The organism is Pseudomonas sp. 58(2021) (assembly GCF_017491585.1).
Taxonomy (GTDB): domain Bacteria; phylum Pseudomonadota; class Gammaproteobacteria; order Pseudomonadales; family Pseudomonadaceae; genus Aquipseudomonas; species Aquipseudomonas fluorescens_BT.
Genome location: NZ_JAFGYZ010000002.1, coordinates 24,123 through 49,570, shown reverse-complemented (window position 1 = coordinate 49,570; position 25,448 = coordinate 24,123). Strand labels below are relative to the sequence as shown.

General features: G+C 60.0%; 29 protein-coding genes. 13 read left to right on the top strand and 16 right to left on the bottom strand.

The annotated features are described in order from the left end of the window. Positions 1-50: 50 nt before the first annotated feature. Entirely contained in the window at positions 51-1,859 is a 1,809-nt protein-coding gene (locus J5M72_RS02255) for a monovalent cation:proton antiporter-2 (CPA2) family protein (protein ID WP_207863896.1), read from the bottom strand. A 164-nt stretch (positions 1,860-2,023) separates the two neighbouring features. Here J5M72_RS02255 and J5M72_RS02250 point away from each other — a divergent pair, with 164 nt between their 5' ends. After that, a complete protein-coding gene (locus J5M72_RS02250; RefSeq protein WP_169430873.1) occupies positions 2,024-2,938 on the top strand; it encodes a LysR family transcriptional regulator in 915 nt (304 codons plus the stop codon). On the opposite strand, the gene J5M72_RS02245 is transcribed toward J5M72_RS02250, so the two are convergent. Both J5M72_RS02245 and J5M72_RS02240 read right to left on the bottom strand, forming a co-directional pair. After that, a complete protein-coding gene (locus J5M72_RS02245; protein WP_169430872.1) occupies positions 2,928-3,698 on the bottom strand; it encodes a substrate-binding domain-containing protein in 771 nt (256 codons plus the stop codon). The two genes, J5M72_RS02250 and J5M72_RS02245, sit on opposite strands and share 11 nt — an antisense overlap. A gap of 10 nt (positions 3,699-3,708) precedes the next feature. Beyond that, a complete protein-coding gene (locus J5M72_RS02240) occupies positions 3,709-5,001 on the bottom strand; it encodes an MFS transporter (RefSeq protein ID WP_169430871.1) in 1,293 nt (430 codons plus the stop codon). 249 nt (positions 5,002-5,250) lie between these two features. Between J5M72_RS02240 and J5M72_RS02235 the strand changes: the two genes are divergently transcribed. Both J5M72_RS02235 and J5M72_RS02230 read left to right on the top strand, forming a co-directional pair. Further along, positions 5,251-5,559 carry an RcnB family protein gene (locus J5M72_RS02235; protein ID WP_207863895.1) on the top strand — a complete coding sequence of 103 codons (309 nt, stop codon included), beginning with the start codon at positions 5,251-5,253 and terminating at the stop codon, positions 5,557-5,559. A gap of 99 nt (positions 5,560-5,658) precedes the next feature. After that, positions 5,659-6,123 (top strand): hypothetical protein, encoded by a 465-nt coding sequence (locus tag J5M72_RS02230; RefSeq protein WP_207863894.1) that lies wholly within the window; start codon positions 5,659-5,661, stop codon positions 6,121-6,123. 3 nt (positions 6,124-6,126) lie between these two features. On the opposite strand, the gene J5M72_RS02225 is transcribed toward J5M72_RS02230, so the two are convergent. Beyond that, positions 6,127-7,203, bottom strand: coding sequence for a sensor domain-containing diguanylate cyclase (locus J5M72_RS02225; protein ID WP_169430868.1), 1,077 nt, complete (start codon positions 7,201-7,203; stop codon positions 6,127-6,129). Positions 7,204-7,344: 141 nt separating this feature from the next. Between J5M72_RS02225 and J5M72_RS02220 the strand changes: the two genes are divergently transcribed. Beyond that, positions 7,345-7,683, top strand: a complete 339-nt coding sequence (locus tag J5M72_RS02220) for an FKBP-type peptidyl-prolyl cis-trans isomerase (RefSeq protein ID WP_007952931.1) — start codon at positions 7,345-7,347, stop codon at positions 7,681-7,683. Positions 7,684-7,755: 72 nt separating this feature from the next. On the opposite strand, the gene J5M72_RS02215 is transcribed toward J5M72_RS02220, so the two are convergent. The 4 genes from J5M72_RS02215 to J5M72_RS02200 all read right to left on the bottom strand — a co-directional run bounded on the left by J5M72_RS02215 (position 7,756) and on the right by J5M72_RS02200 (position 9,582). After that, positions 7,756-8,064: a hypothetical protein gene (locus tag J5M72_RS02215; RefSeq protein WP_347709505.1), complete on the bottom strand. Its 309-nt coding sequence runs from the start codon at positions 8,062-8,064 to the stop codon at positions 7,756-7,758. A 27-nt stretch (positions 8,065-8,091) separates the two neighbouring features. Next, positions 8,092-8,709, bottom strand: a complete 618-nt coding sequence (locus J5M72_RS29230) for a pyocin S6 family toxin immunity protein (protein WP_347709504.1) — start codon at positions 8,707-8,709, stop codon at positions 8,092-8,094. Positions 8,710-8,918: 209 nt separating this feature from the next. Beyond that, positions 8,919-9,200 (bottom strand): hypothetical protein, encoded by a 282-nt coding sequence (locus tag J5M72_RS02205; RefSeq protein WP_169430864.1) that lies wholly within the window; start codon positions 9,198-9,200, stop codon positions 8,919-8,921. Positions 9,201-9,210: 10 nt separating this feature from the next. Continuing rightward, complete coding sequence (locus tag J5M72_RS02200; RefSeq protein ID WP_207863892.1) at positions 9,211-9,582, bottom strand: DUF6124 family protein; 372 nt, start codon at positions 9,580-9,582, stop codon at positions 9,211-9,213. A 586-nt stretch (positions 9,583-10,168) separates the two neighbouring features. Between J5M72_RS02200 and J5M72_RS02195 the strand changes: the two genes are divergently transcribed. From J5M72_RS02195 to dmeF, 4 genes are all read left to right on the top strand, one after another. Next, positions 10,169-10,492: a type II toxin-antitoxin system RelE/ParE family toxin gene (locus J5M72_RS02195; protein WP_207863891.1), complete on the top strand. Its 324-nt coding sequence runs from the start codon at positions 10,169-10,171 to the stop codon at positions 10,490-10,492. A gap of 3 nt (positions 10,493-10,495) precedes the next feature. Further along, entirely contained in the window at positions 10,496-10,807 is a 312-nt protein-coding gene (locus J5M72_RS02190; RefSeq protein WP_207863890.1) for an XRE family transcriptional regulator, read from the top strand. Positions 10,808-10,981: 174 nt separating this feature from the next. Further along, complete coding sequence (locus J5M72_RS02185; protein WP_065258432.1) at positions 10,982-11,257, top strand: metal/formaldehyde-sensitive transcriptional repressor; 276 nt, start codon at positions 10,982-10,984, stop codon at positions 11,255-11,257. Between the two features lie 11 nt (positions 11,258-11,268). Further along, positions 11,269-12,198, top strand: a complete 930-nt coding sequence (gene dmeF, locus J5M72_RS02180) for a CDF family Co(II)/Ni(II) efflux transporter DmeF (protein ID WP_207863889.1) — start codon at positions 11,269-11,271, stop codon at positions 12,196-12,198. Here dmeF and J5M72_RS02175 read toward each other — a convergent pair. Beyond that, positions 12,195-13,295 carry a cytochrome P450 gene (locus tag J5M72_RS02175; RefSeq protein WP_207863888.1) on the bottom strand — a complete coding sequence of 367 codons (1,101 nt, stop codon included), beginning with the start codon at positions 13,293-13,295 and terminating at the stop codon, positions 12,195-12,197. The two genes, dmeF and J5M72_RS02175, sit on opposite strands and share 4 nt — an antisense overlap. Positions 13,296-13,374: 79 nt before the next feature. On the opposite strand from J5M72_RS02175, the gene J5M72_RS02170 reads away from it, so the two are divergent. The 3 genes from J5M72_RS02170 (at position 13,375) to J5M72_RS02160 (ending at position 16,275) form a co-directional block, all read left to right on the top strand. Next, a complete protein-coding gene (locus tag J5M72_RS02170) occupies positions 13,375-14,130 on the top strand; it encodes a helix-turn-helix transcriptional regulator (RefSeq protein ID WP_169430859.1) in 756 nt (251 codons plus the stop codon). Positions 14,131-14,218: 88 nt separating this feature from the next. Beyond that, a complete protein-coding gene (locus J5M72_RS02165; RefSeq protein WP_207863887.1) occupies positions 14,219-15,439 on the top strand; it encodes a putative DNA modification/repair radical SAM protein in 1,221 nt (406 codons plus the stop codon). Continuing rightward, a complete protein-coding gene (locus J5M72_RS02160) occupies positions 15,436-16,275 on the top strand; it encodes a TIGR03915 family putative DNA repair protein (RefSeq protein WP_207863886.1) in 840 nt (279 codons plus the stop codon). Before J5M72_RS02165 ends, J5M72_RS02160 begins: the two co-directional genes overlap by 4 nt. A 52-nt stretch (positions 16,276-16,327) precedes the next feature. On the opposite strand, the gene J5M72_RS02155 is transcribed toward J5M72_RS02160, so the two are convergent. From J5M72_RS02155 to J5M72_RS02135, 5 genes are all read right to left on the bottom strand, one after another. Beyond that, the gene (locus J5M72_RS02155) at positions 16,328-17,347 is read right to left on the bottom strand and encodes a branched-chain amino acid aminotransferase (RefSeq protein ID WP_085698139.1); all 1,020 of its coding nucleotides are present in this window, start codon (positions 17,345-17,347) and stop codon (positions 16,328-16,330) included. Positions 17,348-17,512: 165 nt separating this feature from the next. Then, complete coding sequence (lpdA, locus tag J5M72_RS02150) at positions 17,513-18,886, bottom strand: dihydrolipoyl dehydrogenase (RefSeq protein WP_207863885.1); 1,374 nt, start codon at positions 18,884-18,886, stop codon at positions 17,513-17,515. 4 nt (positions 18,887-18,890) lie between these two features. After that, positions 18,891-20,162 carry a dihydrolipoamide acetyltransferase family protein gene (locus J5M72_RS02145; protein ID WP_207863884.1) on the bottom strand — a complete coding sequence of 424 codons (1,272 nt, stop codon included), beginning with the start codon at positions 20,160-20,162 and terminating at the stop codon, positions 18,891-18,893. Next, positions 20,163-21,221 (bottom strand): alpha-ketoacid dehydrogenase subunit beta, encoded by a 1,059-nt coding sequence (locus J5M72_RS02140; protein WP_085698142.1) that lies wholly within the window; start codon positions 21,219-21,221, stop codon positions 20,163-20,165. A 1-nt stretch (position 21,222) separates the two neighbouring features. After that, positions 21,223-22,458: a 3-methyl-2-oxobutanoate dehydrogenase (2-methylpropanoyl-transferring) subunit alpha gene (locus tag J5M72_RS02135; protein ID WP_169430854.1), complete on the bottom strand. Its 1,236-nt coding sequence runs from the start codon at positions 22,456-22,458 to the stop codon at positions 21,223-21,225. A gap of 185 nt (positions 22,459-22,643) precedes the next feature. On the opposite strand from J5M72_RS02135, the gene bkdR reads away from it, so the two are divergent. Further along, the gene (gene bkdR, locus J5M72_RS02130; RefSeq protein ID WP_007915088.1) at positions 22,644-23,132 is read left to right on the top strand and encodes a Bkd operon transcriptional regulator BkdR; all 489 of its coding nucleotides are present in this window, start codon (positions 22,644-22,646) and stop codon (positions 23,130-23,132) included. Positions 23,133-23,144: 12 nt separating this feature from the next. Here bkdR and J5M72_RS02125 read toward each other — a convergent pair whose 3' ends face one another. Together J5M72_RS02125 and J5M72_RS02120 are read right to left on the bottom strand one after the other, a co-directional pair. Beyond that, the gene (locus J5M72_RS02125) at positions 23,145-24,005 is read right to left on the bottom strand and encodes a tyrosinase family protein (RefSeq protein WP_207863883.1); all 861 of its coding nucleotides are present in this window, start codon (positions 24,003-24,005) and stop codon (positions 23,145-23,147) included. Between the two features lie 126 nt (positions 24,006-24,131). Beyond that, on the bottom strand, positions 24,132-24,995 hold the full coding sequence (locus J5M72_RS02120; protein WP_169430852.1) for an MBL fold metallo-hydrolase: 864 nt from the start codon (positions 24,993-24,995) through the stop codon (positions 24,132-24,134). Between the two features lie 99 nt (positions 24,996-25,094). Here J5M72_RS02120 and J5M72_RS02115 point away from each other — a divergent pair, with 99 nt between their 5' ends. Then, positions 25,095-25,433, top strand: coding sequence for a metalloregulator ArsR/SmtB family transcription factor (locus J5M72_RS02115; protein ID WP_007952897.1), 339 nt, complete (start codon positions 25,095-25,097; stop codon positions 25,431-25,433). Positions 25,434-25,448: the final 15 nt, after the last annotated feature.

Here is a 25,448-nt window from a genome sequence, read left to right as displayed (position 1 = left end):
CTGTCGCAATCGCCAGCAGGCTGGCTCCCACATTTGGAACTCTGCAAGCTTCAGGACTTGCCCGATTGTTCTTCCAGTTGATCCGACTCGAACAACCGGGCCAGTTCCGCCCGCGCTTCCTGGGCGGTCTGCAGCACTTTGGCCGCGTCGTCGTACACCGCGTGCTGAGCCTCGAGCACCTGTTCGTCATGGTGTTTGAAGCGCTTGATCCGCGCATCGGCCTGGGCCTGGGTCAAGCCGAGGCCAACCAGCGTGCGACGGCTCATTTCCAGGCTGGAGTAGTAAGTCTCCCGGATCGGATCGGCGCCCACATCCACCAACCGATGAACATGCTGCCGGTTACGCGCCCGGGCGATGATCTTCATGTGCGGGTAGAGCTTGCGCACGATCTCGGCGGTCTTGATGTTGGTCTCCGGATCGTCCGTGGCAATCACGAAATACTCCGCTTCCCCTGCCTTGGCCGCACTGAGGATTTCCGGACGCATCGGGTCACCGTAGAACACCGGCACACCGCCGAAGCTGCGCGACAGTTCGATGGTTTCCACCGAGGTGTCCAGCGCCACGAACTTGATGTTCTGCGCCCGCAGGATCCGCGCCACGATCTGGCCCATCCGGCCCATGCCGGCGATCACCACCCGTGGGGTTTCGGTGTCGATCTGGCGGAACTTCTCCGGCACTTCCACCGGTTGCACCTTCGGGCTGACCAGCCGTGCGCAGATCAACAGCAACAGCGGCGTCACCGCCATCGACAGGGTGATGGTCAGCACCAGCAAGTCGTACAGACGCGGTTCGAACAGGCCCTGATCGCGGCCGATCTTGAACACCACGAAAGCAAATTCACCGCCCGCCGCCAGCACGATGCCGAGGCGAATCGCGCTGACTTTGCTCAAGCCGCCGGCCAGACGTCCGACCACAAACAGCAGCGGCAACTTCAGGGCGATCAGCAGCAGCGTCAGCCCCAGCACCGTGATCGGTGCGCTGAGCAGCAGACTGAGGTTGGCGCCCATGCCGACGCTGATGAAAAACAGCCCCAGCAGCAGGCCCTTGAACGGTTCGATCTGCGCTTCCAGCTCATGGCGATATTCCGAATCCGCCAGCAGCAGGCCGGCGAGAAACGCGCCCAGCGCCATTGACACACCGACCATGTCCATCAGCCACGCGGTGCCGATCACCACCAGCAACGCGGTGGCGGTGGAGACTTCCGGCAGGCCGGTTTTCGCCACGATGCGAAACACCGGACGCAACAGATAACGTCCGCCGATCACCACCACGGCGATGCCGCCGAGCACCTGCAAACTGTGACGCACGTCGTCGGCGGTGCTGGTGTGGTGATCGACCCCCGCGAGCATCGGCACAAGGGCGATCAAAGGGATCGCGGCGATGTCCTGGAACAGCAGAATCGCAAAGGCCAGCCGACCGTGGGGGCTGGTCAGTTCCTTGCGCTCGGCGAGGCTTTGCAGGCCGAATGCGGTAGACGACAGCGCCAGACCCAGGCCCAGCACAATCGCGCTGTTCAGCGGCTGGCCGAACACCGACAGTGCCAGCACGCCAATCACCGAACCGGTCAGCAGCACCTGCGCCAGACCCACGCCGAACACCGATTTGCGCATCACCCACAAGCGTCGCGGGGACAGCTCAAGACCGATGATGAACAACAGCAGCACCACGCCCAGTTCCGAGATATGGCTGACACTTTGCGGATTGCCGATCAGGCCCAGCACCGACGGGCCGATGATCACCCCGGCAAACAGGTAACCGAGCACCGCGCCCAGTTGCAGGCGCTTGGCCAGGGGAACGGTGAGCACGGCGGCCAAGAGAAACACGACAGCGGCTTGCAACAGATTGCCTTCATGGGGCATGAGCGGAACTCCAGTAACGCGGTACGGCGGGGGGCGACAAGGATAAAGGCTGAAACGATTACAGATCTACCGCAGACCCTGATTGAGCACATGTGCTCCTGTAATAATTTGCATCAATTGGTTACATTCATAGCCTCAGCGAATCAATTCCTCCCGAGTTTCCCATGGCTATCAACTTCGACCTCAACGACCTGCAAGCCTTTCGCGCCGTGGTCGAGCAGGGCAGTTTCCGCAAGGCCGCCGACACCGTGCGTATCTCGCAACCGGCCTTGAGCCGGCGCATCGAAAAACTCGAGGACGCCCTCGGCGTGAAGCTGTTCGAACGCACCACGCGCAAGGTCAGCCTGACCCAGGCCGGGCGCGGCTTCATGCCCAGCGTCGAGCGTTTGCTGGATGACCTGGACGTGGCGTTGCTCGGCATCAGCGAAGTCGCTTCGAACCGGCAGGGTCACGTCACCGTCGCTTGCGTGCCGTCGGCGGCGTATTACTTCATGCCGCGAGTGGTTGCCCGCTATCACCAGCAGTTCCCGCGAATCAAAGTCAAAGTCCTCGATTCCAGCGCCCACGATGTACTGACGGCGGTGGTCAACGGCGAGGCGGATTTCGGTTTGAGTTTCATGGGCACTCAGGAGGCGGGTGTGGATTTCGATCCGCTGGTACAGGAGAGCTACGTGGTTGCCTGTCGCCGCGACCATCCGCTGGCCGGGCGCAGCAGCGTGACCTGGGACGAGTTTTACCGGCAGGATTACATCTCGCTGGACAAGACCTCGGGCAACCGTTTTCTGCTGGATCAGGCCTTGGCCAAAGTGGTGCCGCAACGCCCGAGTATTTGCGAGACGCGGCATGTGACGACCATGATCGGTCTGGTGGAGGCAGGGTTGGGTGTGGCGGCTGTGCCGCTGATGGCGATGCCGGCGGCGGATCATCCGATCCTGACGCGGGTGCCGCTAATCGATCCGCAAGTGATGCGCAGCGTCGGCATCATCAAACGCCGGGGTCGTACGCTGACCCCGGCGGCACTGGAACTGGAGCGGCTGGTGGTGGAAATGAAAGTCCAGCCGCCGACGGTCAGCGCTTGACCGAATCCAGACCGGTGGCTTGTACGTCAGGCTGGGCGGCGGGTGCGGCCAGATAAGCGAGCAACGCCTTGGCTTCCTGCGGATGCTGCGCACCCACCGGAATCCCTGCCGCAAAGCGCGTCACCGACTGCACCGATTCCGGGATCTTGGCCACAAAACTCACCCCCGGCACCGGCAGCAATTCGCTGACCTGCTGGAAGCCCAGTTGATAGTCGCCAGTCGCGACCACAGAACCGACCGGGATTTTCGGGATCATCTTAGCCTTCGGTTTCAGCTGATCTTCGATACCCAGTTTCTTGAACAGTTGCTGCTCGATGTACACGCCGCTGGCGCTGTCGGAGTAGGCCACCGATTTTGCATCAAGCAGGGTTTTCTTCAGGGCATCGACGGTGCTGATGTCAGGTTTCGATGCACCTTCGCGCACCACCAGGCCGATTCGCGAATCCGCCAGTTCTACACGGGAGGCCGGGTCGACCTTGCCTTGTTTGATCAGATCATCGAGGGCGTAGCCGACCATGATCACCACGTCGGCCGGTTCGCCCCGCGCCAGGCGATTGGGGATCGCCTCCGGCGCCTTGCCCATCGACGGGCCGAGTTGGGTGTCCAGCGTGTTGCCGGTGGCGGCAGCGAATTTCGGCCCCAGGATCTTGTAGGCGGCGGTGAAGCCGCCGGAAGTCATGACCCGCAGTTCTTCGGCCTGGGCGGCAACGTTGAACGCCAGGCCGGCGAGCAGGGCTGTAACGGTAAACAGTTTCTTCATGGTGATGTTCTCAGGCAGTAACAGGTTGCAGGCGACCGCCGGCCCGGCGATACAGATAAAGCGTCGCGCACAATGCACACAGTGCGCCGATGCTCATCCAGTAACCCGGTGCGGCTTTGTCGCCGGTGTACTCAATCAGGAAGGTCGACATTGCTGGAGTGAAACCGCCGAACACGGCAGTGGCGAGGCTATAGGCCAGGGAGAAACCGGCCACCCGCACCTCCACCGGCATGATCTCGGTCAGCGCCGGAATCATTGCGCCGTTGTACAGACCGTAGATAAACGACAGCCACAACAGCGACAGCAGCATGTGGCTGAAGCTCGGCGCCTGCACCAGATACGACAGCGCCGGATACGTCGTGGCCAGGGCCAGCAACGACATGGCGATCAGCACCGGACGGCGGCCGACGCGATCGGACAATGCGCCGCCAATCGGCAGCCAGAAGAAGTTGGAAACGCCCACCAGCAGAGTCACCAGCAACGCATCCGATGTGCTCAGGTGCAGCACGGTTTTGCCGAAGGTCGGCGCGTACACGGTAATCAGATAGAACGCGGTGGTGGTCAGGGCAACCATCAACATCCCGCCCAGCACCACGCCCCAGTTCTGGCCGAGGGTGCGGAACACTTCCTTCATGCTCGGACGATGTTTGCGGGCGGCGAACTCTTCGGTTTCCGCCAGATTACGGCGCAGAAAGAAGATGAATGGCACGATCATGCAGCCGACGAAAAACGGAATCCGCCAGCCCCAATCGGCGACGGCTTGCGGCGCCATCCATTGGTTCAGGCCATAACCGAGCGCAGCAGCGACGACGATTGCCACCTGCTGACTGGCCGACTGCCAGGCCGTGAAAAAACCTTTGCGACCGGGTGTAGCGATCTCCGAGAGATACACCGAAACCCCGCCCAATTCCGCACCGGCGGAGAAGCCTTGCAACAGCCTTCCGATCAACACCAGCGCCGGGGCAAACAGACCGATGGTTTCGTATCCAGGCACCAGCACAATCAATATCGTGCCGCTGGCCATGATCGACAGCGTCACGATCAAACCTTTGCGCCGACCGACGTCATCAATGTACGCGCCGAGCACGATAGCCCCCAGCGGACGCATCAAAAAGCCTGCGCCGAACACTGCAAAGGTCATCATCAGGGAAGCGAACTCACTGCTCGCCGGAAAGAACACCGCCGCGATCTGCGTGGCGTAGAAACCAAACAGAAAGAAGTCGAACTGTTCGAGGAAGTTACCCGAGGTCACCCGGAAAATGGCGCCGGCCCGCGAGCCGCCGTGTGGGATTGAGGCTGTCATCAAAAAATACTCCACCGCTTTTATGACGTGCGCGACGGGGAGGCGGCGCACGGTTCTTATTGGGGCGGATAGTGGCGCGCAGGGATCGATTTGTTAATTGCATTGTTGGCATGGATTGATGTGCAAGACGGATCAATACGCCCAGTGGGCACCTATACTTTCGGCTCCGCCATCATCAAAAAAACAAGGAATGATTCCCGAACCCCGCAGTCGGAGTTCTGGTATCACACATCTGAAGGAGGTTCACCGATGAACAACAAGACCCTGATCGCCAGCCTGGCCCTCGTCGCCGGCATCGCCGGGATCAACCCACTCGTTCAAGCGGCGCAACCCTCGAACGACACTGTCGAACACTCACCGATCGGCAACCGCGAACTGAACGTCAACGACCGCGCCCCGGACATCTATCAGCGCAGCGAAAAAGCCATCAAGAACTGGAAACAGAAAGGGCTCAAACAGCCTGAGCCACAGGCGCAGTGGGTACAGATCAACGATAAATACGTGATGGTGATGATCACCAACGGGACGATTGTGGCGATTCAGCCGGTGGAGCGCTGACCTCAAGCAACAATTGGCCATGGACGGTTGATTGCATTCGAGCGCCGTTCCGGTAAAACGCGAGGGCGTTTCGAGTGACTGGATGTCAGGAGCAATTCGTTGGAAAAGAAACCCCTCTACCGCAAAGAAAACACCACGGCCCACAACGTCTGGCGCAACAACCCGGGCGGGCATTATCGGCATCAGCGAAACACCAAGGCTGAACTCCACAGCGAGGCTAAACGTGGCTCGATGCATGGCACCAAGCATCATGGCTACGATTACACGCCGTTGTTTCGGTTTTTGCTGTCGCGTGTCGGCGGCGACTGGGATGAGATTTTCAGTGAGGCGGTGTCGCGGCTGGATCGGCAGGAGCCGGTTTTCTGGATGGTCGCTGTGCTTGAAAGTGACCGGGAAGAAATTGTGCGACTCGGTGAGTCGAGTTTCTTCAATGGTCTGTATGTCGATGAACAGAAGCGCCTGCAAATCGTCAATCCCAACCTCAAGGCAGAGGATATGACGCCCAACTGTCAGTGCTGCACTCATACATTCAATGGCGTCGTGTTCGGTACACCCGGGCGCTGAGATTCAGTCAACCCGGCTATGGCTCAGCGCCTGTCCGCCACCCAACCGATACTGATTATTCCCGCTGCGCTTGGCCTCGTACATTGCCAGATCCGCAATATGCAGCAGCCGGTCCATGGTCGGCGCGTGGTCGGGGAAGACGGCGACGCCGAGGCTGGTGCCGATGTGGCGTTGTTCGTTGCCGATGGTGATGGGGGGGGACAGTTCGATGAAGATTTTCTGGCAGATGCTGCGCGCTTCGTCCTGCAGGTTCAGGCCGGGGGCGAGACCTTGCAGGATGACCACGAATTCGTCGCCGCCGATCCGGGCGACGGTGTCGCTGACCCGCAGGATGCGTTTCAGGCGCGTGGCGGTGGTGATCAGCACGCGGTCGCCGGCGGCATGACCGTAACGGTCGTTGATGCTTTTGAAACCGTTGAGATCGACAAACACCAGCGCCACCCGGGTCTCGGTAGCGCGGGCATGTTCCAGCGCTTCCGACAGGCGTTCTTCCAGCACCAGTCGATTGGGCAAACCGGTCAGCGGATCGAAGTGGGCCAGGTGCTGGAGGTAACTGGCCGAGGCCTTCTCTTCGGTGATATCGCGCACTACGCCCATCATCTTGATCATCGCGTCATGATCGTTCTTCACCACGTTGCCGGTTTCCCTCAGCCAGCGAATCGTGCCGTCGGGCCAGACCACGCGGTATTCCTCGTCGTGGTTTTCACCGGTTTCCAGACAACGCAATTCCCCGGCACGGACCTTGGCGCGGTCGTCCGGGTGGACGCAGGAGCAGAACAGGGCGTAGGAAGGCGTCACTTCGCCGATCTTGAACCCGAACATGCCGAAGATCGCGTCGGACCAATAGAGTCGATCTGTGTCGACTTCCCAGTCCCAGGTGCCGATCCGCGCAAAATACTGACTGCGCTTGAAGCGTTCGGCATCGCCATCCTGATGGATGTTCTGGCCTTCGGCGGCGCGGGTGAGCAGTTCACGGTATTCGTCGAGCTGCCGACGCAGGGCACGCTCCCGGCGGATCAGCACGGCGATCACGACCATCAACACAACGACAATGGCGAGGCTGATCCAGAGTTGAGTCATTCGAGCGGTGCTGACATGGCGTATCGATCAGGATTGGTAGCGGGTGGCCATCATCCGTCACGACCAGCGTGGGGTCAAACGGTTGCCAAAGGCCGGCATTTCTGGGAAAACGGCGGCCAGCGGAACAATAGAGTGAATGTTATGAATGATGAACTGCAGATAATCGATCTTCAGCCCGGCGACGGAAAAGCCGCCGTCAAAGGCGCATTGATCACCACCCAATACACCGGTTGGCTGGAAGATGGCACCGAGTTCGACTCCTCCTGGAGCCGGGGCAAACCGTTCCAGTGCGTGATCGGCACGGGCCGGGTCATCAAGGGTTGGGACCAAGGGATCATGGGCATGCAGGTGGGTGGCAAGCGCAAACTGCTGGTGCCGGCGCATCTGGGTTATGGCGAGCGGACGATGGGCAAGATTCCGCCGAATTCGAATCTGGTGTTCGAGATTGAGTTGCTGGAGGTTTTGACGCGGGAGGATTGAATCTCGTGGGTGAGTACGTTGTGATGAGGGGCGTTCCTGATCACAACGTCCTGCATGCAAGGGCCCGATGAATCAGGTAAATGCCTCAATGTCGTCAAGCGTGTCTGCGATCACGCCTTCCAGGGAGGGGAATCTTGTCTTTGCTTCTTCCAGGGCCGCGAAGGCAATGTCTTTGTCCAGTTTGCCGTGCCTTCGAGCAATGTGGCCCAAAGCGGTAATGGCAGATGCGACAACCGACTCATTGCTGCTGGCGAAATACTTCAGGCAGGTTTGCTGAGCCCAGATTCTGTCTGATTCGTTCAAGCCAATAGAAATCAATCCAGCGACAACATTCCTTTCCACGCCGCTTTTAAGAATCCTCACTGCTTCATCGTGGTTCACTGTTGGTTCTTGATAGAAAAGACTCAACTATTCCCGAACCCCGATAAAAAGATCTAGTTCAGTTGGTAGGTGTTCATTAAGGACTGACGCAATTTGCCGGACCTGACTGTCATTCAATAACCATTCTCCGGCCTCGCTTTCTTCCAGGCTTTCCCAACCCAGCAACGCTAAAACCGCAGCTTCTGCCTCAGGCTTCACCGTCAGTTCAAACTTCAAAGAGTCGTCCTCTTCATCACCTTTCAAAAAGCCACTTATCCATAAAAACATTAAAGCCTCACCTATTCTTTTAAGGGTGATATTTCCCGCCGCATCTAATTCGCGGCCACCGAGCAAGGTGAATGCTCCAAAGTCAGCCAGTCGTTCGACCGGGATAAACCCTGCGGGGCTTTCATGGTTGATGACGCCGTCGGGGAGGTTGCAGCTCTTGGTAAATACACACCCTAGGGCGCTGTGTTGATTCGGTTGTTGAGACTGCCGAAGAAAGCGATCTTCGTAGGCTTGTTGCCTGGCCTGCATCTCGTCGTACTTTTTTTGTCTGGCGTTCTGCTCTGCCAGTTCGGTAGCAGTCATGTAGCGGGTAGTGATGTGGTGCCCGTCGCCTGAGGGGGGATTTTGTATTCGGGGAATATCTGATTTTCGAGCCATGAGCGTCCTTGTTCCAACTTTTAAAGCGTTGGGAACGCTATCTGAATGAGCATTTGAAAGATGTAGGACGGTTCTGAAGCTCAAGCGGTTGTTACAAAATGACGCTCTCGGCAAGATCCGTGGAGTGATTTCTTATGAGTTGTAAACACAAAACCCGCTGCCTCCTTCAACGAAGGCAGCGGGTTTTTTCTTGCCTTGCGCCCCGGGTATTACGCAGCCATTGCCATTTCATCCAGCGTCGCGGCAACCGTGCTGGTCAGGCTCGGAAATCTGCGTTTGACGCTGTGAAGTGCCGGCATTACGCGGTCCCGGTCCAGTTTGCCGTGATCGCGGGCGAGCTGGACGAGGGCCTCGAGGGCGGCGGTGACGATGGATTTTCTCTCGCTTTCGAGCAGGAGCAGACAGGCCTTTACGGCCCATTGGCTGTCTTTCTCGTTGAGGCCGATGGAGATCAGGGCGGCGACGACGTGTGCATCGGATTTGCTTTCCATGGGGTGTTCCTCAGGTCGTGGCATCGAGAGTGTCCAGCGCCCGGTTCACGGCGAGTTCGCCACACATCACCACTTGGGCGATGCCCAGGACGGTACTGCGGTAGGGCGGGTCCAACAGCGCGGCGAAGTCGCTGAGCATCACGCTGGCCGAGGCCATCGATTCGCAGGCGTGGGCCAGCAAGGCATGTTGATCGATGTGGGGGGCGATGAGGAACATGCGGCCGGGGCAGTGCTGTTTCGGGGCGGTGGGTTTCAGGTAGTGGTCGAGAGCGCGCTCGGCGGCTTCGTGGAGTTTTTTTGAGTCGGTGGAGGAGTAGGGCGAAGTTGGGTCTGAATCAGTTTCGACATCTGTTTCGGGAGGATTCGGTGTGATTTTGAACATTTCGAAGGTTTCCAAAGTGATGCCGACACCACCTCGCGACTAAACGAAAAGGTGGCAGCTATACGCAGGTTAGTCGACCGGCAACCTTCCAAACCGGTGCACCCGAAGGTGCCCTGCGCACAGCTACCATTAAGTGCAGGTATTGAAAACCTGTCTGTTTGGAGCGTTATGCAGTTTGAAGGTAATACCGAGCGACTAAACCCGTTCACTGACCATTCAGTGACGCGAATCAAGTTACCGACGCCCTCAAAACCGCACAAGCCGGCGGATTCTGGCGTAGTTGTAGGCAAAGGCGCAAGGCAATGTAGCCTCCCGGATGGAGGCAAAATGATGCGTCATTTTTCAGTCCGCCATCGCGAGCAAGCTCGCTCCCAAAGGGGGGGAGGCTGTGTCGGCTTATCAAGTGTGCCGACTCGCGAATTTCTGCTTTGTGATACCAAATGTCAGATAAGCCAATTCAAACTTGATTTATATCGATTTCGATATAGCCTGCTGGTGTGTGATCGCTGCCATTCCTTGCAACACACCGCCGCGACACGATTCCGTCCGGGCTATTACGCTTTTCCTTCCAACACAGGAGAAGCCAATGCCAAGACACAAGGACGTGGTATTTGTCGGGAGTGCGCTCAAGGATCTGAGAGCTTTTCCCCTCGATGCTCGCAGAGCAGCAGGATTCCAACTGGATCTGTTGCAACAGGGCGACGAACCCTTTGACTGGCGCCCCATGAAAACAGTCGGGCGGGGCGTCAATGAAATCAGAATCACCGAGAATTCAGGGGCGTTTCGAGTGTTTTATGTGGTCAACCGGCCTGACGCGATTTATGTGCTGCACGCCTTGCAAAAGACCACGCGCAAAACCGAGACGCGAGACATAGAACTGGCACGGGCCAGATACCAGGAAATAGGTTGAACCATGACGGATCATCAAAACCCACCCCAGCGTTTCTCAAGCGTCTGGGATGCACTGGAAGACACGCCGCAGGAAGCGGCCAACATGCGCCTGCGGGCCAAACTGATGCGCACGCTGTGCGAAACGATTCGAGCCTGGGAGCTTCCGCAGAAAGAGGCGGCCAAACGTCTCGGCATCACGCAGCCGCGCCTCAACGACGTACTCAACGGCAAAGTCGACAAGTTCTCTCTCGATGCGCTGGTCAACCTGTCGGCCGCAGCCCAACTGGACGTAGACCTCTGCTTCTCGTCGTCCCCGCCACTGCAATGGGCCTGACAGTCGAGGGTTCTCAACGCCTCTGACAAACCTTCCAGAAGCGGCGCCGTGTGACGCGCCGCCTCATTCTTCCACATCAAAATTTCAAGCCGCGACAGACGGTCGAAAGCAGGCCTTGCCCCTTTCGATCCGAACAGCGACTATGCTCGCCATATAGGGGTAGGGGGTATAGGTATGTCGCACACGCACGAACACAAAGGCGAGTTGCTCAATCGGGTCCGGCGTATTGCCGGGCAGGTTCAGGCGGTTGAACGGGCGCTGGAGTCCGAGGCCGATTGTGCCAAGACGTTGCACCTGATGGCGGCGATTCGCGGCGCGGTCAATGGTTTGATGGAGCAGTTCATCGAGGCCCACGCCCGCGAGCATGTCGCCCATCCCGACCTCAGCGACGAAGCCCGCGCCCAGGGCGTGGAAGAGTTGTTGCAAGCCATCCGCCGTTATTCCAAGTGAGTACCAAAATCATGACTCTCAAGGCTGATGATTTTTCCCATGACCACCAGTTTCTTGGCGCCTCCCACGATGAAAACGCCCGTCGCACCCTGTGGGTGGTGGTCCTGACCTTTGTGATGATGATCGGCGAGATTGCCGCCGGTTACCTCACCGGTTCCATGGCGCTGCTGGCCGACGGTTTCCACATGGCGACCCACGCCGGCGCCCTTGGCATCGCGGCGGCGGCCTATGGTTTTGCCCGGCGCAACGCCAACAACCGCCGTTACAGTTTTGGCACCGGCAAGGTCGGCGATCTGGCGGGTTTCGCCTCGGCCATGGTGCTGGGGCTGGTGTCGCTGGGGATTGCCGGGGAATCTGTTTTCCGTCTGTTCGAGCCCACCAGTGTGGCGTTCGGCGAGGCGACCTTGATTGCCGTGGTCGGCCTTGGCGTCAACCTGCTCAGCGCCTTTTTGCTGGCTGGTCATCACGGACATCATGACCACGGCCATAGCCACGATCATGGTCATCACCATCATCACCATCATCACGACAACAACCTGCGTTCAGCTTACGTGCATGTACTGGCGGACGCGTTGACGTCGGTGCTGGCGATTGCCGCGTTGCTGGCCGGGCGCTATCTGGGCTGGGTCTGGATGGACCCGGTGATGGGCATCGTCGGTTCCATCGTCATCGCCAAATGGGCCTGGAACCTGATGCGTGACAGCGCCGCCGTACTGCTCGACACCACCGATGAACCGGTGGCCGAAGAGATCCGTGAACTGCTGGAAACCTCCGACGACGTGCGCATCAGCGACCTGCACGTCTGGCAGGTCGGCCCGCAGGCGCGGGCAGCGATTGTCAGTGTGGTGGCGGCTGCGGGCGTAACGGCCGAGGCGATTCGCGAGCGACTGGCGCCTGTGCATGAGTTGTCGCACCTGACGATCGAATTGCGAAACGCTTAACTCGTTGCCTCGCAAAACAATGGAATCCGCCCATTGAGGGAAGGGCGGTAGTGCCAGACGAACCGCTTCAGGTCGATGTCATGGGCGAGGATTTCATTGACGGTGGCGCTGGCAATCGTCAACGCCAACCTTTGCCCCGGGCATTGGTGACGGCCGCTGCCGAACGTGAAGCTTTTGCGGTTGGGGCGATCCGGCAGAAACTGATCAGGGTTTTCATTCAGTGCCCGGTCACGGTTGGCCGAGGCGAGCAACACCAGAATCACGTCGCCTGCTTCAACGCGCACACCGTCGATTTCGCAGGTGTTCGCGACAAAACGTCGGGTGTTCTGCACCGACGGGTCGAAGCGCTGGACTTCGGCCAACAGCGAGTCTACCGATGCTTCGCGTAATTCCGGCTGTCGCTGCAACGCCACCAGCGCATTGCCGATCAGTCCGGCGGTGGCTTCAAAGGTTTGCGAGCAGAGACCGATGAGGTTGGCGATCAGTGCGTCTTCTTCGCCTGAAAAGCGCTGCTGAATGTCGGCGAGAAATGGGTTCGGATCCGCCAGCAATTCAATGAAGTCACCGTGCAATTGCTCTGTCGCTCGATGGGCTGCCGCCAGTTGCAAGTCATTGCTCAGCGGTGACAGGCACGCTGCAAAATCCGCGGTCAGCTCACTGATCGTTCGCGCTTGCGCCGGGGAGAATCCGAGCAGCGCCGCAACCACGCACACCGGCCCGCGAAACATTGCCTTATATAAGCCGTCGGAATCGTTGGTGATCAACCTTGCGGCGATCAGCGCCCTGACATCTTCGTCCTTGATAAGCCCGAGTGGCGGCTCAATGGCCGAACGCGGGCAGCGCTGACCTTCACCATCATTCATCCGCATCAACTGGCCGAACACCTTGCCCGCCATGCCATTGGCAATCGCCTTGGGCACCGGCTCCTGCACCGGACGTACCCGGCAATCCGGATTCGCCAGGACGGCGCAAACCGCCCGGGCACTGCTGGCCACCCACAGTTTCACTTCGTGATGAAAGGTCAGACCTCCCGCCGCGCGCAGTTCGGCGTAGTAGGGATAGGGATCGGCGTGAGTCGCAGCGATGATCGGGTCCATGGATCGCAACCTTGTCGGTGGGGAAAGTGTTGCTACTATCTGCAGTCCTTGAGGGCGATGATTCGTCCGGGAGCGAAATATGCACGCAGAACATCCAGACATCGGCGTCTCGCAAGTGGCCGCCGCCATCGCGGAACCGGCGCGAACGAAAATGCTGTGCTCGCTGATGGACGGCCACGCCCGCACCGCCACGGAGCTGGCGACTCTTGCCGACGTCAGCGCCTCGACCGCCAGTGCGCACCTGGCCAAACTCAAGGAACTGGCGCTGGTGCGCCTGCACGTGCAGGGCCGCCATCGTTATTACAGTCTCGCCGACAAGCGCGTGGCCCAGGCACTGGAAGCGCTGATGGTGATTGGTCAGAGCCCTGCGCCGACCTTCAAACCGCATACACCGGACCGTCTGCAGTTTGCCCGCACCTGTTACGACCACATGGCCGGGACGCTGGCGGTGTTGCTGCATGACCGATTGCTGGAGGGTGGTTGGCTGATGGAAACCGATGAGCAGGCCTACCGCTTGAGCGCGAGCGGAGAGGTGCTGTTCGAAGGGCTGGGAGTCGAGGTCAGGGATTTGTCGACCCTGCGTCGACGCTTTGCCTGCCCGTGTCTGGACTGGAGCATGCGCCGGCCGCACCTGGGTGGATCGCTCGGGGCTGCGTTGTTGCAGACCGCGTTGAAGCGCAAATGGGTGACGCAGGATCTGGACAGTCGGGCGCTGACGTTGACGGCGGTGGGGCGTAAGGAAATGGCGGCGCGGTTCGGGGTGCAATTGCCCGAAGCGATGCAGCCTGTCCCGATGCCCAAATCCTCGACCATCGCAGCTGACACTCGACTGTAAAACGTCTGACTGACAAAGGGTCGTTTTACGGCTTGTGGCCCGTGGACGGACTCTATACTGTATATGCGAACAGTATCGGGTCCGTACCATGCAAATCATCGACAAGCTCAGCATCCTCGCCGACGCCGCCAAGTACGACGCCTCCTGCGCCAGCAGCGGCGCGCCCAAGCGCAGCTCCGAGGGCAAGAGCGGGCTGGGCTCCACCGACGGCATGGGCATCTGCCACAGCTACACGCCGGACGGGCGTTGCGTGTCGCTGCTCAAGGTCCTGTTGACCAATTTCTGCCTCTACGACTGCCAATACTGCGTCAACCGCCGCTCCAGCGACGTGCCGCGGGCGCGTTTCACGCCAGAGGAAGTGGTGACGCTGACCCTGGATTTCTACCGGCGCAATTGCGTCAGCGGGTTGTTTCTCAGCTCGGGGATCATTCGTTCGGCGGACTACACCATGGAGCAACTGGTGCGTGTCGCGAAGCTGTTGCGCGAAGATCATGAGTTCCGTGGCTACATCCATCTCAAGACCATTCCTGACGCAGATCCCGCTCTGATCGAAGAGGCCGGGCGTTACGCCGACCGCCTGAGCGTCAACATCGAATTGCCCACCGATGCCAGCCTGCAAACCCTGGCGCCGGAGAAGCAGATCGGCTCGATCAAGCAGGCGATGAACACGATCTACACCGGCGTGCAGACCGTGCTCAACGAACCCCGTGCCCCGAAGTTCGCCCCGGCCGGGCAGAGCACGCAGATGATCGTCGGCGCCGATGACACCGATGACAGCACGATCCTGCACAGCGCCCAGGCGTTGTACGGCAACTTCCGTCTGCGCCGGGTCTATTACTCGGCGTTCAGCCCGATTCCCGACAGCCCGAAAAGCGTGCCACTGGCCGCACCGCCGCTGATGCGCGAGCACCGCTTGTATCAGGCTGACTTTCTGTTGCGCAGTTACGGCTACAGCGCCGGTGAGTTGCTTCAGGGGCCGGGCAATCTGGCGCTGGACATTGACCCGAAGCTGGCCTGGGCGCTGCAGAACCGCGAGGTGTTTCCGCTGGACCTCAATCGCGCCGAACCGGCGTTGATCTCACGTATCCCCGGCATCGGCCTGCGCACCACCGAACGTCTGGTGGAGCTGCGTCGGCAGCGGCGCATTCGCTACGAAGACGTAGCCCGCATGCGCTGTGTGCTGGCCAAGGCCAAGCCATTCATCATCACCAGCGACTATCACCCGCAGCAAGCGGAGGTCACCAGTCAGATGCTCTATCAGCAGTTGCGCGACCGGCCGATGCCGCAGCAGATGGGGCTGTGGGGATGATCAATCTCGACTGCGACGACCTGTTCGACACCTGGCGCCGACAGGCCCGCTGGCTGCTCAGCCATGAAATCGATCCGAGTCTGGTGAGCTGGGCTTCGGAAGGGGTGAGTGATCTGTTTGCCAGTGACGTGTCGGTACCCGAAGGGCAGGGACCGTTTCAGGCGCGTATTCCACGCGCGTTGCTCGACACCCTCGAACAAGCATCACGCTACCGTGGGGATCAGCGTTGGAGTCTGCTTTATGAAGTGCTTTGGCGGGTCAGCCATGGCGATCGCACGGCAATGATGGCCGGCGACAAGCTGGGCAGCGAGTTGCAACGGCGGATCAAGCAGGTGCAACGCGAAGCCCATCATCTGCATGCGTTTGTGCGTTTCATCGAGCGCCCGCCAGAGCTGCCGGGCCCGCAATACGTGGCGTGGCACGAAGCGGCTCACGACATTCTGCGCAGTGCCAGCGAACACTTCATCGGGCGCATGGGGCGTCATCGCTGGCTGATCGCCACGCCGCGTGATGGGGTTTATTACGATGGCGAACAACTGATCCATCAACGCCAATGCCCAGTGGAATGGCAGCAACTGGCGCAGAACGTCGATGATCCCCACGGTGACTTATGGCTGACGTACTACAGCCACATCTTCAACCCGGCGCGGTTGAACGAGAAAGTCATGCAGGGGCATTTGCCGACGCGGTTCTGGAAGAACCTGCCGGAGGGGGAGCTGATTCCCGGATTGATTACCCAGGCACGAATGGGCAAGCAGCAGAACGGACAGGCGAGCGGAATTGCCGGTCGTGCGGACAAACGGATTGCCATGAAGGCCAGCGAGCGCGGCGAATAAAAAAGCCCCCATCGATCACTCGATGGGGGCTTTTGTGCATATGGCTGTCAGATCAGACCTTGACGATCCAGCCTGCTGGCGCTTCGATGTCGCCGGTCTGCACACCAGTCAGCTCTTTGTAGAGCTTCTGGGTCACAGGGCCGACTTCGGTTTCGCTGTGGAACACGTGCAGATGGTCGTTGTAGCTGATGCCGCCGATCGGGGTGATCACCGCAGCAGTACCGCAGGCACCGGCTTCCTTGAAGTCCGACAGCTTGTCGATGAACACGTCGCCTTCGACCACTTCCAGGCCCAGACGGGACTTGGCCAGTTCGATCAGCGACAGACGGGTGATACCCGGCAGTACCGACGGCGAGTTCGGGGTCACGAACTTGTTGTCGTGGGTGATCCCGAAGAAGTTGGCCGAACCGACTTCTTCGATCTTCTTGTGGGTCAGCGGATCCAGGTAGATGGCGTCAGCGAAGTGCGCTTTCTTGGCCTGGGAGCCCGGCATCAGGCTGGCGGCGTAGTTGCCACCGACCTTGGCGGCACCGGTGCCTTGTGGCGCGGCGCGGTCGAAGGTGGAGATCTGGAAGTTGTGCGGGGTCAGGCCGCCCTTGAAGTAGGCGCCGACCGGGATCGCGAACACCGAGAAGATGAACTCAGGTGCGGTACGCACGCCGATGTTGTCACCCACGCCGATCACGAACGGACGCAGGTACAGCGCGCCGCCGGTGCCGTAAGGCGGGATGAAGCGCTCGTTGGCGCGAACCACTTGCTTGCACGCTTCGATGAACTGCTCGGTGGACACATGCGGCATCAGCAGGCGGGCGCAGCTGCGTTGCATGCGCGCGGCGTTCTGGTCCGGACGGAACAGGTTGATCGAGCCGTCCTTGCAACGATAGGCCTTCAGGCCTTCGAAGCATTGCTGGCCATAGTGAAGGGCAGTGGAGCCTTCGCTGATGTGCAGCACGTTGTCTTCGGTCAGGGTGCCTTTGTCCCACTCGCCATTGCGAAAGTACGACAGATAGCGTTTGTCGGTCTTGATGTAGTCAAAACCCAGCTTGTCCCAGTTGATGCTTTCGTTACCCATGACACCCTCTATCACTGAACAACCGCCGAAGCGGTTCAAGGCTTCTGACGTTTTTTTGGATGGGCACAACAATACTTCATTCTTGAGCGGTTTCGCAGCCCGGGCGATGGGGGGAGCCGCAGATTTATTAGCCTGCTTATGAAAAAACTCCCCCGCAGCGGTTTTTTACAGGTGCAACGCGTGCCCAAGCGCACGCAACGCCGCCTCCTGCACCGCTTCACCCAGGGTCGGATGCGCATGGATGGTGCCGCCGATGTCTTCCAGTCGCGCACCCATTTCCAGGCTTTGGGCGAACGCGGTCGACAATTCCGAGACCCCGACACCCACCGCCTGCCAGCCGACAATCACATGATTGTCCCGACGGGCGACCACTCGCACGAAACCGGTTTTCGATTCCAGGGTCATCGCCCGGCCGTTGGCCGCGAACGGGAAGTTCGACACGATGCAGTCCAGTCCCGCCGCCTTGGCTTCATCCGGCGTCTTGCCGACCACGACCAGTTCCGGGTCGGTGAAGCACACGGCAGCAATGGCGGTCGGGTTGAATTCGCGGCGTTTGCCGCTGATCAGCTCGGCGACCATCTCGCCCTGGGCCATGGCGCGGTGGGCCAGCATCGGCTCGCCGCTCAGGTCGCCGATGGCGTAGACGTTGCGCATGCTGGTCTGGCAGCGGCTGTCGATCTTGATCGCCGAACCATTCATGTCCAGGTTCAGCGCTTCGAGGTTCCAGCCCTGGGTATTGGGTTTGCGACCGACGGCCACCAGCACCTGATCGGTTTCCAGGTTCAGGGTGTCGCCGTTCGGATCGCGCACCTGCAACGTACCGTCAAAGCCCAGCACGCTGTGCTTGAGGTACAGCTTCACGCCCAGTTGCTTCAGCGCGTCGTGCACCGGTTGGGTCAGCTCGGCGTCGTAGGCCGGCAGAATCCGATCCTGCGCCTCGACCACACTGACCTCGGCGCCGAGCTTGCGATAGGCAATGCCCAGCTCCAGGCCGATGTAACCACCGCCGACCACGATCAAACGTTTCGGTACCGACTTCGGTGCCAGCGCTTCGGTGGACGAGATGATTGGCCCGCCAATCGGCAGGATCGGCAGGTTGACGCTTTTCGAGCCGGTGGCTAGCACCAGATGCTCGCACTGGATGCGGGTATCGCCGACTTCCACGGTCTTGCCGTCGATGACTTTGGCCCAGCCGTTGATGACCTGAACCTTGTGCTTCTTCAGCAGCGCGGCGACGCCGGTGGTCAGGCGATCGACGATGCCGTCCTTCCACTCGACGCTCTTGGAGATGTCGAGTGTCGGCGCGGAAACGCTGATGCCCAGTGCCGAATGCTGATTGTGATGTTGCGTCTGGTGAAACTGCTCGGCCACATGAATCAACGCTTTCGACGGAATGCAGCCGATATTCAGGCAGGTGCCGCCCAGCGATTCGCCCTCGACCAGAATGGTCGAAATGCCCAGTTGCCCGGCCCGAATGGCCGTCACGTAACCGCCAGGGCCGCCGCCGATGATCAGCAGCGTGGTGTTCAAAGATTGCATGCCATCACTCCACAAACAGGGTCGCGGGTTGTTCGAGCAGGCCACGAATGGCCTGGATGAAGAGCGCCGCGTCCATGCCGTCGACCACGCGGTGATCGAAGGAGCTGGAGAGGTTCATCATCTTGCGGATCACCACCTGGCCTTTGACGACCATCGGTCGTTCGACGATTTTGTTGACGCCGACGATGGCCACTTCCGGCAGATTCAGCACCGGGGTGCTGACGATGCCGCCAAGGGCGCCGAGACTGGTCAGGGTGATGGTCGAACCGGACAGCTCATCGCGGCTGGCCTTGCCATTGCGGGCTGCAGTGGCCAGACGGGCGATTTCCGCCGCGCTGTCCCACAGGCTGCGCGCTTCGGCATGACGCACCACCGGCACCATCAGGCCGACATCGCTTTGGGTGGCGACGCCGACATGCACCGCGCCGAGGCGGGTGATGACCTGGGCTTCGTCGTCGTAACGGGCGTTCATTTGCGGGAAGTCACGCAGGGCGACAACCAGCGCGCGCACCAGGAACGGCAGCAGGGTCAACTTGCCACGGCTGGCGCCGTGTTTTTCGTTCAGATGGGCGCGCAGTTCTTCAATCGCGGTGACATCGATTTCCTCGACATAACTGAAGTGTGCAGCGCGCTGAGTCGCGTCCTGCATGCGCTGAGCAATCTTGCGGCGCATGCCGATAACCTGAATCTGTTCTTCATCGTTACGCTGGGCGTACGCGGCGGCGACCGGCGCGGAAGCGTTCGACTGACCTTGAGCCAGATAAGCCTCGAGGTCTTCGTGCAATACACGACCGGCTGGACCGGAACCGCGCACCAGACGCAATTGAATGCCCAGATCCAGCGCATGTTTGCGCACGGCGGGCGAGGCCAGCGGGCGTTCATTGGCTTCACGGGCAACCATCGGGCCCTGGCAAACCGGAGTCGTACGTGGCGCGGCGGGTTTGCTTTCAACGACAGCTTCAACTTTCGGTGCGACAGGTGTTTCCTTCGCCGCAACGGGAGCTGGATTGTCGGACTCCTTCAGATTGCCCGCACCTTCAACCTCGATGCTGATCAGCACACTGCCGACCGCCATCACTTCACCCGGCTGACCGCCCAGCGCAATCACCTTGCCGTGTACTGGCGACGGGATATCCACCATCGCCTTGTCGGTCATCACGTCGGCCAGCACCTGATCTTCAACCACCAGATCGCCGACCTTGACGTGCCATTGCGACAGTTCAACTTCTGCGATGCCTTCGCCGATGTCCGGCATCTTGATAACGTGCGTGCCCATTCAGACCTCCATGACCCGTTTCAGCGCCGCGCCCACTCGGGACGGCCCAGGGAAATACGCCCACTCCTGCGCGTGCGGGTAGGGGGTGTCCCAACCGGTGACGCGTTCGATCGGCGCTTCCAGGTGGTGGAAGCAATGCTCTTGCACCAGCGACACCAGCTCGGCGCCGAAACCGCAGGTGCGGGTGGCTTCATGTACCACGACGCAACGGCCGGTTTTCTTAACGGATTTGACGATGGTTTCCAGGTCCAGCGGCCACAGGCTGCGCAGGTCGATGACTTCGGCATCCACGCCGGATTCTTCGGCGGCGACTTGCGACACGTACACGGTGGTGCCGTAGGTCAGGACGGTCACGTCCTTGCCCGGACGGGTAATGGCAGCGACGTCCAGCGGCACGGTGTAGTAACCGTCCGGCACTTGCGCGGCCGGGTGTTTCGACCACGGGGTTACCGGGCGGTCGTGGTGGCCGTCGAACGGGCCGTTGTACAGGCGTTTCGGCTCGAGGAAGATCACCGGGTCATCGTTTTCGATGGAGGCGATCAGCAGGCCTTTGGCGTCATACGGGTTGGACGGCATGACGGTGCGCAGACCACAGACCTGAGTGAACATCGCCTCGATGCTCTGGCTGTGGGTCTGGCCCCCGTAGATGCCGCCGCCGCAGGGCATGCGCAGGGTCATCGGCGCAGTGAACTCGCCGGCCGAGCGATAACGCAGGCGGGCGGCTTCGGAAATGATCTGGTCGGACGCCGGGTACACGTAGTCGGCAAACTGGATTTCAGCGACAGGTCGCAAGCCATAAGCGCCCATGCCCACGGCGACACCGACGATGCCGCTTTCGGAGATCGGCGCGTCGAACACCCGCGAGGTGCCGTACTTGGCCTGCAGCCCTTCGGTGCAGCGGAACACACCGCCGAAGTAGCCGACGTCCTGGCCGAACACCACCACGTTGTCGTCACGCTCAAGCATCACATCCATGGCCGAGCGCAGGGCCTGGATCATGGTCATGGTGGTCGTGGTCATGGCGGTTTCCAACTGAATATTGTTGTTGTGATCGTTCATGTCAGATCCCCAACTGCTGACGCTGGCGCTTCAAGTGCTCCGGCATCTCTTTGTAGACGTCTTCGAACATGGTTGCGGCGCTTGGAATCTGGCCGCCGGCGAGGGTGCCGTACTGTTCGGCCTCTTTCTGTGCAGCGATCACTTCGGCTTCGAGCTCGGCGCTGACGGCGGCGTGCTCTTCTTCCGACCAGTGGCCGACCTTGATCAGGTGCTGTTTCAGGCGGGCAATCGGGTCGCCCAGCGGGAAGTGGCTCCAGTCGTCGGCAGGACGGTATTTGGACGGATCGTCGGAGGTCGAGTGCGGGCCGGCGCGGTAGGTGACCCATTCGATCATGGTCGGGCCGAGGTTGCGGCGGGCGCGTTCGGCGGCCCAGGCGGAAGCGGCGTAGACCGCGTAGAAGTCGTTGCCGTCAACCCGTAGAGAGGCGATGCCGCAACCGACGCCGCGTCCGGCGAAGGTGGTGGCTTCACCACCGGCGATGGCCTGGAAGGTCGAGATTGCCCACTGGTTATTGACCACGTTGAGGATCACCGGCGCACGGTAAACGTGGGCGAAGGTGAGGGCGGTGTGGAAGTCCGATTCGGCGGTGGCGCCGTCGCCGATCCAGGCCGAGGCGATTTTGGTGTCGCCCTTGATCGCCGAAGCCATGCCCCAGCCCACGCCTTGAATGAATTGAGTGGCGAGGTTGCCGGAAATGGTGAAGAAACCGGCGTCCTTGACCGAGTACATGATCGGCAGCTGACGACCCTTGAGCGGGTCGCGCTCGTTGGACAGCAGTTGGCAGATCAGGTCGACCAATGGCACGTCGCGAGCCATCAGAATGCTTTGCTGGCGGTAGGTCGGGAAGCACATGTCGTCGATGTTCAAGGCCAGGGCCTGGGCGCTGCCGATGGCTTCTTCGCCGAGGCTCTGCATGTAGAACGACATTTTTTTCTGACGCTGGGCGACTACCATGCGGTTGTCATAGATCCGGGTCTTGAGCATGGCGCGCATGCCTTTGCGCAGGATCTCGACCGGCACGTTTTCGGCCCATGGGCCGAGGGCGTTGCCCTGGTCGTCGAGCACGCGGATCAGGCCACGAGCCAGGTCGGCGGTGTCGGCCGGTTCAACGTCGATGGAAGGTTTGCGCACCGTGCCGGCATCGGTCAGATGCAGGTAGGAGAAGTCGGTTTTGCAGCCTGGGCGGCCCGAGGGTTCAGGGACGTGCAGACGCAGCGGTTCATACGCTTGGGTCATGGCTTCTACGCTCGATCTTGTGAATTTCTTGTAGTGAGCTGGCAGTCATTCTTCGATAAAAGAAATCTTGTCCTACAACAATCATAGGCCCGGGCAAGAAGAATATTTCTCTCTGTTTCGTTGCGCTGGAGATCATTTGCAGATAGAAATTCTGCATAAACATAAAAAACAGGTGGTTTTGTCTCATGCGCAAACTGGACCGTACCGACATCGGCATTCTCAACAGCCTTCAGGAGAATGCGCGCATCACCAACGCCGATCTGGCCCGTTCGGTCAATCTGTCGCCGACGCCGTGCTTCAACCGGGTCAAGGCGATGGAAGAACTGGGGCTGATCCGTGAGCAGGTGACCCTGCTCGATGCCGACCTGCTCGGGCTGCACGTGAACGTGTTCATTCACGTCAGCCTGGAGAAGCAGGTGGAGGAAGCTTTGCAGCATTTCGAAGAGGCGATATCCGACCGCCCGGAAGTTATGGAGTGCTACCTGATGGCCGGCGACCCGGATTATCTGATTCGGGTGCTGGTGCCGACCATTCAGTCGCTCGAGCGCTTCATGATGGACTTTCTGACCAAGGTACCGGGCGTGGCGAACATACGGTCAAGCTTTGCACTCAAGCAGGTGCGCTACAAGACCGCTTTGCCGTTGCCGGCGAACGGTTTGACCCTCGGCAACTGATCGCTGAGAGGATTACAGGTAGTCATATCGATAATTCAGCTCCGTCGTATGGATCGCCTGCCCAACCGTGAATGTTTGTGCCCAGGGGGCGGGTTCATTCTCCGGGTGGAAAACCAGTGCTGTTTCATTCATGGCATCGGGATCGCCTTCCCTGGACGTGAATGCCGGGAGGCGCGGATGTTGATGCTTCCAGCGTTCCCACAACAGATCCATGTAGCAGTGATGCAGGAAGAAGACCGGGTCGTTCGGGGACGCCGCGTGTAGCATGTTGCCACCGACCCATGCATGAACCGGATTGTGCAGCTCTCTTTCTGCAACGTTTTCCCAACCGTCGGGCTCCAGCCAGTAGGGCGTCCTGTTAAGGGCAGAAATGACGGCCTCTGCCGAAGGCAGTGCGCCTTCTGCGCCCAGGTTTCGAAGCAGGCCCGTGTTTCCCGGTGCCTCGTCCCATACCGCCACTTCAAATTGAGAGTGCTCCCGGGAAAACGGGCCGGCGGTGACGCGCTGCCCCAGCGTGTTGTCGCCATTTCCCCCCATGAAATCGGAGGTGAAGGGGTTGTCGGCCCCCCCGAGTTGCCAGTTCCAGTAGGGCAGGGTGATGCCCGGATCATTGGCAGCGGCTTGCAGGGCCAGCTCGAACTGGCGAATCAGAATCCGGTGCCAGGGAAAGAACAGGGGACTGCCATGCGGATTGGGGTCCAGCGGGTTGCCCCGTCCCATTGAGTTCTTGTGGATCTGGACGAAGTCATCGTAACGACTCTGCTGACCGGGGCGCAGTACGCTGTCGACGTTGTTTTTCAGCTTGAGGATCGCTTCGATGAAGGCGGATTTTTCATCCCGGGACAGATCCCGATGGTTGCGGCGAATATCCATATTTCAAAAACTCCATTGGTTGATTGCCCAATGAAGTCTGCCTGCTGGCCGGAATTAAACCAGTTCATCGCTATCGACGCGTTATGTGGGAAAAGCTTCCTCCATCACGCCCTGTGCAGCTTTTTCCTATAACGCATTGATCGGAATCTTGAGGTACGTCACGCCATTGCCTTCCGCCGGCGGCAGATTACCCGCCCGCACGTTGACCTGGATCGCCGGCAGCAACAGGGTCGGCATTCCCAACCCCGCGTCACGTCTGGTACGCATATCGACGAACGCGGCTTCATCGACGCCATCATGCACATGGATATTGCTTTTGCGCTGTTCGCCGACGGTGGTCTGGCACTGCGAGGCGCGACCTTGCGGCGGATAGTCGTGGCAGACGTAGAGCTTCACGCTGGCGGGGAAGGCCAGCAGTTTATGGATCGAATGGAACAGTTGATGGGCATTGCCGCCGGGGAAGTCGCAGCGGGCGGTACCGACGTCGGGCATGAACAACGTGTCACCGACCAGGATCTGCTCGCCGTCGATCAGGTAGGCCATGTCTGCCGGGGTGTGGCCGGGAACGTGCAGGGCAGTCGCCTTGAGGTTGCCGATCCTGAATGACTCGTTCGGTGCGAACAGGTGATCGAACTGTGAGCCGTCGACGCAAAATTCCGGCTCAAGGTTGAACAGAGCCTTGAACACGTTCTGCACTTTGCTGATCGATTCACCAATCGCGATCTTGCCGCCCAATTCACGACGCAGATAGGGCGCGGCGGAGAGGTGATCGGCGTGGGCGTGGGTTTCCAGCAACCACTGCACCTGCAGATTGTGGGCTCGTACGAAGGCAATGATTTTGTCTGCCTGAGCCGTACAGGTACGGCCCGCGGCACCATCGTAATCAAGCACGGAATCGACGATTGCGCACTGTCCGCCAGCGGCCTCGTAGACCACGTAGCTGTAGGTCGAGGAGGCGGGGTCGAGGAACGCTTCAATCATCGCGGGCATGGACAGGGTCCTGTGCAAATAGGTGGAAAGTCAGGGTTGCAACACTTTATGTAAACACATAATGTCCGCAGCTTAAGTGACGTTGAAGGCATCCTGCAAATGCAATCCAGTCTGACCGAATGTGAAGTCGCCCAACTGCGGGCCTCGGCCTCCAAGGCCTGTTCGCTGCTCAAGGCCCTGGCCAATGAGGATCGGCTGCTGATCCTGTGCCAGTTGACCCAGGGCGAACGCAATGTCGGCGAACTGGAAAAAATGACCGGTGTGCGCCAGCCGACCCTGTCCCAGCAATTGGGCATCCTGCGCGATGAAGGGCTGGTCGCGACCCGTCGTGAAGGCAAGTACATTTTCTACGGTCTGGCCAGTCACGAAGTGATCCAGGTAATGAAAACACTGTCCGGACTCTACTGTGGAGCCGTGCTCAAAAGCTGGGCGCAATAGACCCGGCTATCCTTG

What these genes read in the sequence shown, in the direction of transcription:
- J5M72_RS02120 (WP_169430852.1), bottom strand. Translation starts at nt 24,995, where the DNA reads ATGCCCGCGATGATTGAAGCGTTCCTCGACCCCGCCTCCTCGACCTAC.
- J5M72_RS02125 (WP_207863883.1), bottom strand. Translation starts at nt 24,005, where the DNA reads ATGGATATTCGCCGCAACCATCGGGATCTGTCCCGGGATGAAAAATCC.
- J5M72_RS02190 (WP_207863890.1), top strand. Translation starts at nt 10,496, where the DNA reads ATGACGGATCATCAAAACCCACCCCAGCGTTTCTCAAGCGTCTGGGAT.
- J5M72_RS02220 (WP_007952931.1), top strand. Translation starts at nt 7,345, where the DNA reads ATGAATGATGAACTGCAGATAATCGATCTTCAGCCCGGCGACGGAAAA.
- J5M72_RS02255 (WP_207863896.1), bottom strand. Translation starts at nt 1,859, where the DNA reads ATGCCCCATGAAGGCAATCTGTTGCAAGCCGCTGTCGTGTTTCTCTTG.
- J5M72_RS02245 (WP_169430872.1), bottom strand. Translation starts at nt 3,698, where the DNA reads ATGAAGAAACTGTTTACCGTTACAGCCCTGCTCGCCGGCCTGGCGTTC.
- J5M72_RS02185 (WP_065258432.1), top strand. Translation starts at nt 10,982, where the DNA reads ATGTCGCACACGCACGAACACAAAGGCGAGTTGCTCAATCGGGTCCGG.
- J5M72_RS02155 (WP_085698139.1), bottom strand. Translation starts at nt 17,347, where the DNA reads ATGGGTAACGAAAGCATCAACTGGGACAAGCTGGGTTTTGACTACATC.
- J5M72_RS02160 (WP_207863886.1), top strand. Translation starts at nt 15,436, where the DNA reads ATGATCAATCTCGACTGCGACGACCTGTTCGACACCTGGCGCCGACAG.
- J5M72_RS29230 (WP_347709504.1), bottom strand. Translation starts at nt 8,709, where the DNA reads ATGGCTCGAAAATCAGATATTCCCCGAATACAAAATCCCCCCTCAGGC.
- J5M72_RS02240 (WP_169430871.1), bottom strand. Translation starts at nt 5,001, where the DNA reads ATGACAGCCTCAATCCCACACGGCGGCTCGCGGGCCGGCGCCATTTTC.
- J5M72_RS02140 (WP_085698142.1), bottom strand. Translation starts at nt 21,221, where the DNA reads ATGAACGATCACAACAACAATATTCAGTTGGAAACCGCCATGACCACG.
- J5M72_RS02250 (WP_169430873.1), top strand. Translation starts at nt 2,024, where the DNA reads ATGGCTATCAACTTCGACCTCAACGACCTGCAAGCCTTTCGCGCCGTG.
- J5M72_RS02205 (WP_169430864.1), bottom strand. Translation starts at nt 9,200, where the DNA reads ATGGAAAGCAAATCCGATGCACACGTCGTCGCCGCCCTGATCTCCATC.
- J5M72_RS02135 (WP_169430854.1), bottom strand. Translation starts at nt 22,458, where the DNA reads ATGACCCAAGCGTATGAACCGCTGCGTCTGCACGTCCCTGAACCCTCG.
- J5M72_RS02235 (WP_207863895.1), top strand. Translation starts at nt 5,251, where the DNA reads ATGAACAACAAGACCCTGATCGCCAGCCTGGCCCTCGTCGCCGGCATC.
- lpdA (WP_207863885.1), bottom strand. Translation starts at nt 18,886, where the DNA reads ATGCAATCTTTGAACACCACGCTGCTGATCATCGGCGGCGGCCCTGGC.
- J5M72_RS02200 (WP_207863892.1), bottom strand. Translation starts at nt 9,582, where the DNA reads ATGTTCAAAATCACACCGAATCCTCCCGAAACAGATGTCGAAACTGAT.
- J5M72_RS02170 (WP_169430859.1), top strand. Translation starts at nt 13,375, where the DNA reads ATGCACGCAGAACATCCAGACATCGGCGTCTCGCAAGTGGCCGCCGCC.
- J5M72_RS02175 (WP_207863888.1), bottom strand. Translation starts at nt 13,295, where the DNA reads ATGGACCCGATCATCGCTGCGACTCACGCCGATCCCTATCCCTACTAC.
- J5M72_RS02165 (WP_207863887.1), top strand. Translation starts at nt 14,219, where the DNA reads ATGCAAATCATCGACAAGCTCAGCATCCTCGCCGACGCCGCCAAGTAC.
- J5M72_RS02145 (WP_207863884.1), bottom strand. Translation starts at nt 20,162, where the DNA reads ATGGGCACGCACGTTATCAAGATGCCGGACATCGGCGAAGGCATCGCA.
- J5M72_RS02195 (WP_207863891.1), top strand. Translation starts at nt 10,169, where the DNA reads ATGCCAAGACACAAGGACGTGGTATTTGTCGGGAGTGCGCTCAAGGAT.
- J5M72_RS02115 (WP_007952897.1), top strand. Translation starts at nt 25,095, where the DNA reads ATGCAATCCAGTCTGACCGAATGTGAAGTCGCCCAACTGCGGGCCTCG.
- dmeF (WP_207863889.1), top strand. Translation starts at nt 11,269, where the DNA reads ATGACTCTCAAGGCTGATGATTTTTCCCATGACCACCAGTTTCTTGGC.
- bkdR (WP_007915088.1), top strand. Translation starts at nt 22,644, where the DNA reads ATGCGCAAACTGGACCGTACCGACATCGGCATTCTCAACAGCCTTCAG.
- J5M72_RS02225 (WP_169430868.1), bottom strand. Translation starts at nt 7,203, where the DNA reads ATGACTCAACTCTGGATCAGCCTCGCCATTGTCGTTGTGTTGATGGTC.